The organism is Kitasatospora sp. NPDC029312, assembly GCF_055569215.1.
The window spans coordinates 1-9623 of sequence record NZ_JBVHXY010000071.1 but is presented as its reverse complement, the minus strand read 5'-3'; the positions used below and the strand labels follow the sequence as shown (position 1 = coordinate 9623).

12 protein-coding genes are annotated in these 9623 nt (G+C 73.0%); 8 read left to right on the top strand and 4 right to left on the bottom strand.

The window, feature by feature from the left end:
• Window positions 1–172: 172 nt before the first annotated feature.
• Complete coding sequence (locus ACZ4WV_RS34340) at window positions 173–1375, bottom strand: MFS transporter (protein ID WP_465752852.1); 1203 nt, start codon at window positions 1373–1375, stop codon at window positions 173–175.
• A gap of 164 nt (window positions 1376–1539) precedes the next feature.
• Here ACZ4WV_RS34340 and ACZ4WV_RS34335 point away from each other — a divergent pair, with 164 nt between their 5' ends.
• The 4 genes from ACZ4WV_RS34335 (at window position 1540) to ACZ4WV_RS34320 (ending at window position 3712) form a co-directional block, all read left to right on the top strand.
• Window positions 1540–1875, top strand: a complete 336-nt coding sequence (locus tag ACZ4WV_RS34335; protein ID WP_465752850.1) for an ArsR/SmtB family transcription factor — start codon at window positions 1540–1542, stop codon at window positions 1873–1875.
• A 75-nt stretch (window positions 1876–1950) separates the two neighbouring features.
• On the top strand, window positions 1951–2673 hold the full coding sequence (locus ACZ4WV_RS34330; RefSeq protein WP_465752848.1) for an HAD family hydrolase: 723 nt from the start codon (window positions 1951–1953) through the stop codon (window positions 2671–2673).
• Window positions 2674–2753: 80 nt separating this feature from the next.
• Window positions 2754–3251 (top strand): MarR family winged helix-turn-helix transcriptional regulator, encoded by a 498-nt coding sequence (locus ACZ4WV_RS34325; protein ID WP_465752846.1) that lies wholly within the window; start codon window positions 2754–2756, stop codon window positions 3249–3251.
• Complete coding sequence (locus ACZ4WV_RS34320) at window positions 3248–3712, top strand: MarR family transcriptional regulator (protein WP_465752844.1); 465 nt, start codon at window positions 3248–3250, stop codon at window positions 3710–3712. The genes ACZ4WV_RS34325 and ACZ4WV_RS34320 overlap by 4 nt, the downstream gene beginning before the upstream one ends.
• A gap of 93 nt (window positions 3713–3805) precedes the next feature.
• Here the strand turns inward: ACZ4WV_RS34320 and ACZ4WV_RS34315 are convergent, their stop codons facing one another.
• The 3 genes from ACZ4WV_RS34315 to ACZ4WV_RS34305 form a co-directional block, all read right to left on the bottom strand.
• Window positions 3806–4399: a hypothetical protein gene (locus ACZ4WV_RS34315; protein WP_465752843.1), complete on the bottom strand. Its 594-nt coding sequence runs from the start codon at window positions 4397–4399 to the stop codon at window positions 3806–3808.
• A gap of 261 nt (window positions 4400–4660) precedes the next feature.
• Window positions 4661–5080, bottom strand: coding sequence for a P-loop nucleotide/nucleoside kinase family protein (locus ACZ4WV_RS34310; protein WP_465752841.1), 420 nt, complete (start codon window positions 5078–5080; stop codon window positions 4661–4663).
• A gap of 11 nt (window positions 5081–5091) precedes the next feature.
• A complete protein-coding gene (locus ACZ4WV_RS34305) occupies window positions 5092–5259 on the bottom strand; it encodes a zeta toxin family protein (protein WP_465752839.1) in 168 nt (55 codons plus the stop codon).
• Between the two features lie 27 nt (window positions 5260–5286).
• On the opposite strand from ACZ4WV_RS34305, the gene ACZ4WV_RS34300 reads away from it, so the two are divergent.
• From ACZ4WV_RS34300 to ACZ4WV_RS34285, 4 genes are all read left to right on the top strand, one after another.
• On the top strand, window positions 5287–5508 hold the full coding sequence (locus tag ACZ4WV_RS34300) for a hypothetical protein (RefSeq protein WP_465752837.1): 222 nt from the start codon (window positions 5287–5289) through the stop codon (window positions 5506–5508).
• Window positions 5509–5565: 57 nt separating this feature from the next.
• Complete coding sequence (locus ACZ4WV_RS34295) at window positions 5566–6078, top strand: hypothetical protein (RefSeq protein ID WP_465752836.1); 513 nt, start codon at window positions 5566–5568, stop codon at window positions 6076–6078.
• Window positions 6079–6210: 132 nt separating this feature from the next.
• Window positions 6211–6678, top strand: a complete 468-nt coding sequence (locus ACZ4WV_RS34290) for a hypothetical protein (protein WP_465752834.1) — start codon at window positions 6211–6213, stop codon at window positions 6676–6678.
• Between the two features lie 56 nt (window positions 6679–6734).
• Window positions 6735–9458, top strand: a complete 2724-nt coding sequence (locus ACZ4WV_RS34285) for a tetratricopeptide repeat protein (RefSeq protein WP_465752832.1) — start codon at window positions 6735–6737, stop codon at window positions 9456–9458.
• Window positions 9459–9623 lie beyond the last annotated feature (165 nt).

Below are 9623 nucleotides of genomic sequence, written 5' to 3'. Positions count from 1 at the left end.
AGGTTGGGGGGGGGGGGGGGGGGGGGGGGGGGTGGGGGGGGGGGGGGAGGGGGGGGGGGGGGGGGGGAGGGGGGGCGGGGCGCCCGCCCCCCCCCCCCCCCCCCACGGAGCTGCCACGGGTGGCGGCGCCCCGGGGCCGGTCTTTTGGGCGCCGGCCCCGCCGTACGGTCCGTCACGCCCCGGCGGCCGTACGGTCCTTGCGTGATGGTGCCGGCGCGGCCGTTGCCTCGCGGCGTGGCCGCTGGTCGCGGGTGGTGGCCGCCGCCGTCAGGGAGGCCGCCAGTGCCAGTCCTGCCGCGGCCAGAGGGAACCAGTGTGCTCCGAGCAGGGTGATCGCCGTGGAGCCGGCGACGCCGCCGGCCGCGGTGCCGAGGTAGAGCGCGCTGCTGTTCAGGGAGATCAGCAGGGGAGCGCTGTTCGGGTCGATCGATGCCAGTCGGTGCGGCAGTGCCACGGACACGGCCCAGCCCGCCAACGGCGCCACCACCGCGTAGACGAGTGAACCGGGCATGGTGCGTCCGAGCCAGGGCAGGGCGGCGAAGGCCACGGCGGCGACGGCGGAGCCGGTGAGCAGGACCCGGCGCACCCCGATCCGGTCGACGAGGCGTCCGCCGAGCCAGCTGCCGGCCACCGATGCCAGGCCGGTGGTGAGCAGGACGAGGCCGAGCCGGCCGGTGTCGCCGCCGGTGGCGCCGGAGACGGCGGTGGCCAGGTAGATGTAGACGGTCTGGAAGGCGAGGAAGAACGTCAGGGTGGTGGCCGCCGCGCCCAGGACCCGGGGCCGGGCGAGCGGGGCGAGGCGGGCGCTGAGGGCGGGCGCGGCGGTGGGGGCGGGCAGATCGCGCAGCAGGGCGGCGAGGCCCGCCAGGGCGACCAGGGCGAGAACGGTGACCAGCCACATGGTCAGCCGCCAGTTCGCGTGCCCGATCCAGGTGCCCAGCGGCACGCCGAGCGCGGTGGCGACCGTCATGCCGCCGAGGACGGTGGCCAGCGCGCGGCCGCGGCGTTCGGGGGTGACGAGGGTGGTGGCCACTGCGTTGGCGGTCGGGGTGTAGAGAGCGGCCCCGGCGGCGGCCAGGACACGGGTGGCCAGCAGGAGCCCGTAGGTGGGGGCGACGGCGCTGAGGGCGTTGGCCGCGCTGAAGACGGCCAGCGCGGTGAGCAGCAGGCGCCGGCGCGGCCAGCGGGCGGTGGCGGCGGCCAGGGGCGGGGCCAGCAGCGCGTAACCGAGCGCGAAGACGGTGACCAGCTGGCCGGCGGAGCCCACCGACACGTCCAGGTCGGTGCTGATCGGGGCGAGGATGCCGGCGATGACCATGGAGTCGGTGCCCATGGCGAAGGTGCCGAGGGCGAGCAGGAGCAGGCGTACGGGCACGGGAAAGGCCCCCCGGGAATGGTGTCGGACGAATATTGTTGGACCAGCATCCAACAGTTGGATGCTCGTCAAACAATTGAGGATTGGTGGATGATTGTCAAACCATCCCCGTCGCCGCCCGGTGCGCCGACACCCCGACACCCCGAGACGCCGGAGCCGAGCCCATGACCGCAGACGAGCGGCTTCCCCAGCCCGCCACCGCCGACATCGACCTCGTCACGGTCCTGCACGCCCTCGGCGACCCCGTGCGCATGCGCCTGCTGCTCAGCTACGCCGACGGCGCCGAACACTCCTGCGACCCGCGCGACCTGGGCCTGGACCACCTCCACAAGTCGACCGTCTCCCACCACATGCGCGTCCTGCGCGAAGCCGGCGTCACCACCACCCGCGTCGCCGGCCGCAACCGCTTCGTCAGCCTGCGGCGCACCGACCTCGACGCCCGCTTCCCGGGCCTGCTCGACGCCCTGCTGTCCGCGGCGGGCGCCCCGGCCCTTCGATAGGCGGCGCACACGAAGACGGCGCCCACGAAGACGGCGCCCCCAGGAAGGCGCCCACGAAACGGAAAGGGATGGCTCATGTCGACCATCAAGGGCGTGCTCTTCGACGTCGACGACACCCTGTTCGACTACTCCGGCTCCGAGGCGGCCGGCCTCCTGGCCCACCTGCGCGCGGGCGGCGCGCCCGACGCCTCAGCCTGCCCGCAGGCGGCCCTGGAGCTGTGGCGCGCCATCACCGAGGTCCAGTACGCGCGCTTCCTCGCCGGTGAACTCACCTTCCGCGCCCAGCAGTACGAGCGCACCCGCCGCTTCCTGGCCCGCCTCGGCCGTGCCGACGCCGACCACCTCACCGACGAGCAGGCCGCCGCCTGGTTCGCCGGCTACGCGGCCCACCGCGACGCCGCCCAGGCCGCCTTCCCCGACGCCGCCCCGGCCCTGGCCGCCCTCGCCCCCCACTACCGGCTCGGCGTCGTCTCCAACTCCGACGCCGACCACCAGCGCCGGAAGCTCCACGCCGTCGGCCTGCTCGACTACGTCGCCGGCGCCCTGGTCTGCTCCGACCAGCACGGCGAAGCCAAACCCGCCCCCGGCATCTTCCACGCCGGCTGCGCGGCCCTGGGCCTGGCCCCCGGCGAAGTCGCGTACATCGGTGACAAGTACGTCCTCGACGCCGAAGGCGCCCACCGGGCCGGCCTGACCGCCTTCTGGCTCGACCGCACCGCCTCCCATGCTCCGGTGGCGCCGGGCATCCGCGTCCTGCACGCCCTCGACGCCCTGCCGCAGGCTCTCGCCATCGCCTGAACCCGCCCGCCTCGCCCGTCCGCCCGGTTGGGGCACGGAAACAGTAGCCATAGACATAGTAGCCATGTACCGTAATGCCCATGAGTTCAGCAGCCGAGAGCGCCACCGCCGGTTTCCTGGTCTGGCGCCTGTCGATGAAGTGGCGCGTCGCAGTCGATCGGGCCCTCGCACCGCTGGGTCTGACCCACGCGCAGTACGCACTGCTCGCCTCGCTGTACGGCATGGCGCGCTCCGGGCTGCGGCCCAGCCAGCGCCGGCTGGCCGACCACACCGGGCTGGAGCCGCTGTACGTCTCCAAGCTCGCCCGCGCCCTCGAAGGCGCCGGGCTGGTGGCACGCACCCGGGACCCGGACGACCCGCGCGCCATGCAGCTGACGCTCACCGAGCACGGACACGACCTCACAGCCCGCGCCATCACGGTCGTCCAAGGCCTGCTGGACCAGCTGCTGGAGCCGCTCGGCGGCCAACGCAGCCAGCGCGCCCAGGAGTTCAGCCGCGAGCTGACGATCCTGCTCGACGCACCTCTCGACGCACCTCTCGACGCGCACACCGACAACCACCAGGAGCACCGGCCATGACCACCACCACCACGACCCCGACGCCCGCACCCCTCACCCCCCGCGCCATCGCCCTGGCCCACTACGCCTCGCGCGCCATCCTGGAACGCGTCCTGGCGCGCCACGGCCTCACCTTCGAGCAGAGCGTCACCCTGCGGGCCGTCACCGCCGCCGGCGGCAGCCTCGAGCGCGACGCGCTCATCGCCGACGTCACCGGCTCGCTGAAGGCCGACGAGGCGACGGTGCACGCCGTCCTGGAGGAGACGATCCGTACCGGACTCCTGGAGTCGGATGCGGCCCCCCAGCCCGCCCGGCTCCGGCTCACCGACGCCGGACGCGAACTGTTCGAGCGCACCGGCGCCGAGACCGCTCCGATCAGCGCCCGCGTCTACGACGGCATCCCGGCCGAGGACCTCGCCGTCGCCGGCCGCGTGCTCGCACTGGTCGCCGAACGCGCCAACGCCGAACTGGCCGCCCTCTGAAAGCGGAAGCGGGGGCGGGCCACCTCGGCCGCCCCCGCCCTGCCGCTTACGCGAGCCTGACCACGACGTCGGGCGGCCCGGACGGCCCTTGCCTCACTGCCCGGGACGCTCGAACGTCTCCACGTCGCTTCGCCACGACCCCTCGACACTGCTTGCCGGGTTGATCAGGATCACGAAATCGGGAAGGGCACCAGCGACCGGAAGGCCGTTCTCACCACGGCTGCCGGGCTCGGCTTCCCAGTCGATCAAGTGCATGGTGACAGCGTGCTCGCCAGGCCCCAACGCCACCATGAGAACGGTGTCGTCCGGGTCCGCGTCCACCTTCTCGATCCCGCTCACGCAGGCCAAACCCGTGGAGACGAACAGGTAGGGCAACGAGGAGACGACGACGAAGCCCGCCTCGCGGTCGCTCAGCTCCGCCGGGCGGTTCCGGGCGCCCACCCGAACCAGCAACCCGAAGGCGCCGTCGCTGCCGATGTTCACCGGCACGAACGACCCGACACGAATGTGCCGCGACACGTCCTCGTCCACGAGCAGCTCCGCCTCCCAGGAGTCGTAGTCCACGACACCTCGGAAGGCCGCAGGATCCCAAAGCCCGAGCATCCCGGCGCTGGTGGCCACGGTTGCCGAAACCTGGATACCGGGCTCGTGCCCACCAAGCATCTCGTCCTCCTGGAAGCCGTTCACCGCCCCTCGGCTGCGGCAAGATCACTCATCCTGCCAGCCGGACCAGCCCACCGGGGGGGGCAGCCCTCGTGAACTGGCTTCGCCACACCCGGCCCTTTCCAACCAGGGAGCCGTACTGCTCCGCATCGGCAACGGGCAACCCCGCCTCCCCGCCGCAGGCTGACCCTCGTCCGCTCCCTCACCGGGCTGTCGCAGGCCGGTTCGCCGCATCATCGGACCACCGGTCCGGACGCCCGCGATGCCCGGAGCCCGGCGCGGCCCTCAGCGCCCGGTGAACGCGACGATGTCCGCCAGCGGCGGATCGTAGCCGCGGGTGGTGTCCACGCACAGCCGCGGTACGCCGGGCAGGGACAGCGGCGTGAAGTCGTCCAGCAGATTGCCCGCCCCGGACGGGGCCGCGAGCAGGTCGTGGTCGGCGTGCGCGCCGCGGTGACCGCCGGCGGCCAGGCGGGCGGTGATCCGCCGCCGGGCCAGCGCCCGGTCCACCTGGCAGTGCACCACCCGCAGTTCGGTGTGCGCGACCAGCGGCTCCAGGCCGGGGCGCCACACCCGGTCCTGGAACGCGGCCTCCGCGACGACGCTCACCCCCGCGCGCACCAGCACGCCCAGCACCTCGAAGAACACGGCCCGCACGGCCCCGTCCACCCCGTCGGACCCGATATCAGAGGTGCCCGCGTGCACGAGGCCCTCCTTCAGCTCTCCCGGCACACCGCCGGACAACCGACCGCCCCGGCCAGCGCGTGCGCCAGCGTGGTCTTCCCACTGCCCGGCCCGCCGCTCACCACGATCAGCACCGCCCGCCTCCCGTCCCACTCGAAGCCGTCACGACGGTACGCCGCCGGGCCGGATTCGAGGCCCACCTTCACGAGGATGTGACCCTCGCGCGGGTGGTGCAGACCTCCGGAGGGTGCCCGTCACGGTGGAACGCCTGGACGACCACGGGTCAGTACCTGTGCCTGCGGTACCGGCGGGCATTCTCCACAGACGCCCTCGCCTCCGTCACCGCCTACCCGGCCACCGCCCGCATCACCGCGGCCGAGCTGATCATCCTCGGCCGCGACCGGCAGATGTACGAGTGGGAGACCGCCGCCCGGGTCGCACTCGGCTGACCAGCCCATTGGCGAGGCCTCTACCACGCTGGTACTACCCATTTCAGCGTCGCGGACATGGCGACGCCTCCGGCCAGCGCCCGCAACGAAGGGAAGAACCAACGCGTCCGAGAACACGACCCGGCGCCCGCTGCCGAACTACGCTACGCCGTTGATATCACCCGCACCGACCTGGACGGTCTGATCACTTTCCTACGCGGGCAGATTGACGCGGCCCTCGCCGTTACCCTCGCACCCGAGAGCGCGGGCGGCCGCATGGCCCGCGCTCTCGACGTGCTGACCACCTTCGCGTACACGACCGCCAGCGAGGCGGTGGACAAGCTCGCTCGGCCCGGTCTGAAGGAGGAGTCGCGGCTGCAGGCACTGTACCGGCTGTCCGAGGCCTGGCAGGAGTGGCATGGCGCGGTCTCTCACTGGGCGAACAACGACGGTTATGACACCGCCCGCTGGCGTGAGCTCAAGGCCACCGGCCCTCGATGGGAGGAGTACCACCGTATCGAGCGTCTCGGACTGACCGTCACCCCGAACGGTTGGCGCGCCTGGCTCGACGAATCCGCTCAGATGTTCTGACCGGCCAACCGGCGCCTCGAGCCTGCCTCGCGGGCCGGGCCGGAGGCGGCGGTTTCACCTCTAATCGACCCTCTTCGCTGGGAGGGAGCGAGTACGGTTTGATGCGTTGTCAGCGGTAATCCGGGGGGTGCGATGACGGGCATCGAGATCGCGATCGGCTACGTATTCGCGTGGGCGGTCCGTAAGGCGAAGCGGGTGGCCGGCCGGGCGGATGAAGAGGTGGACCGTTCGCTGGACGCCGGGATGGACCGGCTCCACGATGTGGTCAGCCGCAAGCTGGGCCAGGACCCGGCGCTGCAGAAACTGGCCGAGGAGGCCGCGGCGGGGCAGGACAAGCCCAGTGATCGCACCCAGCGGCGGCTCAAGGACTCGTTGGAGGAGGCTGCGGAACAGGATCCCGGCTTTGCCGAGGCCCTGGATCGCGTGGTGAAGGAGCTGCAGGCCCTGTCTCGCCCGGGCGGCGGTGTGGCGGCCGGGGACGGCGGGCAGGCCGTCGGCGGGAACGTGGACATCCGTGCCGACCACGGATCCGCGGCCGCTTTGACCATGGGCAACGTGAGCCTGGGAAACCCTCAGCAGCCGGGTCCGCCTCAGGGCTGAGTGGACCCGGCACGGCCATCCACCCACACGCCAACCGTGCCGGGAGCTCCGGCGGGGTGGTCGTCACCGCGACCGGCGGCGCCGTCGCCGCCGGGAACGTCACTGAGCTTCACCAGCACCGGCACGAGCATGCCGCGCCGCGCGCGCCCGCGGCATGGCCGTATCAGGTCGGGCGGATTCCGCCGCTGGCGGGCAGTTTCCAGGACCGTGCCGAAGCAGCCCGCCTGACGCAGGCGCTGACCGGTGGCGCGACCGCGGTGGTCGGGTCGGCGGGCGGGGTACTCGTGGGCGGGGTGCTGGCCGGGATGGGCGGGGTCGGCAAGACCCAGCTGGCCGCCCATTACGCCCGCACCGCCTGGCGCAGCGGGGATCTGGATGTGCTGGTGTGGATCACGGCGGCCAGCGCCACGGCGGCCGCCGCCGGGTATGCGCAGGCCGGTGTCGAGGTGCTGGGCGCCGACCCGGAAGGGGCGGCGCAGGCGTTCCTGGCCTGGCTGGAGCCCAAGCCACAAGCGCGTGTGTGCCGGTGGCTGGTGGTCCTGGACGACGTCGCCGACCCCGATGACCTACACGGCTGGTGGCCACCCGCCAGCCCGCACGGCCGCACCCTGGTGACCACCCGGCGCAAGGACGCGGCCCTGTCCGGCGCGGGGCGCCGCCTGATCGAGGTCGGCCTGTTCACCCCGGCCGAATCCCTCGCCTACCTCACCGCCGCCTTGGCCGCCGGTGACCGCCACGAACCCGGCGAGGAGCTCGCCGGTCTCGCCCAGGACTTGGGGCGCCTGCCACTGGCCCTGTCCCAGGCAGCCGCCTACCTGATCGACGCCGGCATGACCTGCGCCACCTACCGCGCCCTGCTGGCCGACCGCACCCGTACCCTCGCCGAAGCCGTTCCCGACCGCCTGCCCGATGACCAGGCCCACACCGCGGCCGCCGCCTGGAGCCTGTCCATCGACCGGGCCGACACCCTGCACCCCGTCGGCCTGGCGCGCCCGATGCTCCAGCTCGCCGCGTTCCTGGACCCCAACGCCATCCCGGACACGGTCCTGACCAGCCCACCCGCTCTCGCCCACCTCTCGGTCGGGCAGGGCGGACCGCGCCGGTCCCGCTGGTGGAGGCGCCGCCGCGCCAACGTGACCGTCGAGCAGGCGGTGCTCGCCCTACGGGTGCTTCACCGGCTCAGCCTGATCGACCACAGCCCCGACACCCCGCACCAGGCCGTGCGGGTCCACCAGCTCATCCAGCGCGCCGTCCGCGACATCCTCGCCCCTGACCAGCGCGAGCATCTCGCCCGCACCGCCGCCGACGCCCTGACCGCCGCCTGGCCCGCCATCGAGTCCGACACCGCCCTCGCCCAGGCTCTTCGCGCCAACACCCAAGCCCTCACCGGCCATGCGGAGGAGGCCCTGCACTGGCCCTACGCGCACGATGTGCTGTATCTGGCCGGCCGAAGCGTCGGCGAGGCCGGGCAGGTCACCGCCGCACGCGACCACTTCCTCCACCTCGCCGAAACCACCCACCACCACCTCGGCCCCGACCACCCCCGCACCCTTACCGCCCGGAACAGCCTCGCCTATTGGCGGGGCCAGGCGGGGGATGGGGCCGGGGCTGTGGCCGCGTTCGCCGAGCTGCTGGAAGAACGCCGGCGGGTACTGGGCCCGGACCACCCCGACACCCTCACCACCAGGAACAACCTCGCCTATTGGCGGGGCCAGGCGGGGGATACGGCCGGCGCTGCGGCCGCATTCGCCGAGCTGCTGAAGGACCGCCTGCGGGTGCTGGGCCCGGACCACCCCGACACCCTCACCACCCGGAGCAACCTCGCTTCCTGGCGGGGCGAGGCGGGGGATACCGCCGGGGCTGTGGCCGCGTTCGCCGAGCTGCTGGGCGACCAGGTCCGGGTGCTGGGCCCGGACCACCCCAATACCCTCACCACCCGGAGTAACCTCGCCGATTGGCGGGGGCGGGCGGGGGATACGGCCGGGGCTGTGGCCGCGTTCGCCGAGCTGCTGGACGACCAGATCCGGGTGCTGGGCCCGGACCACCCCGACACTCTCACCACCCGAGGTGCCCTCGCCCACCGGCGGGGCGAGGCGGGGGACGCGGCCGCAGCCGCGACCGCCACGGCCGAGCTGCTGAAGGACCGCCTGCGGGTGCTGGGCCCGGACCACCCCAATACCCTCACCACCCGGAATAACCTCGCCTATTGGCGGGGCGAGGCAGGGGACGCAGTCGGAGCTGCGACCGCCACGGCCGAGCTGCTGGAAGAGCGCCTGCGGGTGCTGGGCCCGGACCACCCCGACACCCTCACCACCCGAGGTGCCCTCGCACACTGGCGGGGCGCGACAGGGGACGCGGCCGCAGCCGCGACCGCCACGGCCGAACTGCTGGAAGAGCGCCTGCGAGTGCTGGGACCAGACCACCCCGACACCCTCACTGCCCTGAACAACCTCGCCTACTGGCGGCGCGAGGCGGGTGACATAGTCGGAGCTACGACCGCGGCGGCCGAGCTGCTGGACGACCAGGTCCGGGTGCTGGGCCCGCACCACCGCGACACCCTCACCACCCGAAGTGCCCTCGCTTCCTGGCGGGGCGAGGCGGGGGATACGGCCGGGGCTGTGGCCGCATTCGCCGAGCTGCTGGACGACCAGATCCGAGTGCTGGGCCCGGAACACCCCGACACCTTCGCCACCCGGAACAACCTCGGCCACTGGCGGGACGAGGCGGAGAAGAGCGATTCGGATGTCCGAAAACGCTCGCCGGACGACCAGCGACCTTAATCACCGCCTGTGCTGCGAGGCACTTGTACCCCCATCCTCCGAGACGCCCGGATCGGTAGACCGGACGCGGCTAGGGACCGTCTTCAAAGATCAGATCCAGAGCAGAATTGAGGCGATGGTGACGGCAGCCTGGTAGGACTCGCGGGTCTTGTCGTAGCGGGTGGC

What these genes read in the sequence shown, in the direction of transcription:
- ACZ4WV_RS34335 (WP_465752850.1), top strand. Translation starts at nt 1,540, where the DNA reads ATGACCGCAGACGAGCGGCTTCCCCAGCCCGCCACCGCCGACATCGAC.
- ACZ4WV_RS34290 (WP_465752834.1), top strand. Translation starts at nt 6,211, where the DNA reads ATGACGGGCATCGAGATCGCGATCGGCTACGTATTCGCGTGGGCGGTC.
- ACZ4WV_RS34320 (WP_465752844.1), top strand. Translation starts at nt 3,248, where the DNA reads ATGACCACCACCACCACGACCCCGACGCCCGCACCCCTCACCCCCCGC.
- ACZ4WV_RS34295 (WP_465752836.1), top strand. Translation starts at nt 5,566, where the DNA reads ATGGCGACGCCTCCGGCCAGCGCCCGCAACGAAGGGAAGAACCAACGC.
- ACZ4WV_RS34325 (WP_465752846.1), top strand. Translation starts at nt 2,754, where the DNA reads ATGAGTTCAGCAGCCGAGAGCGCCACCGCCGGTTTCCTGGTCTGGCGC.
- ACZ4WV_RS34330 (WP_465752848.1), top strand. Translation starts at nt 1,951, where the DNA reads ATGTCGACCATCAAGGGCGTGCTCTTCGACGTCGACGACACCCTGTTC.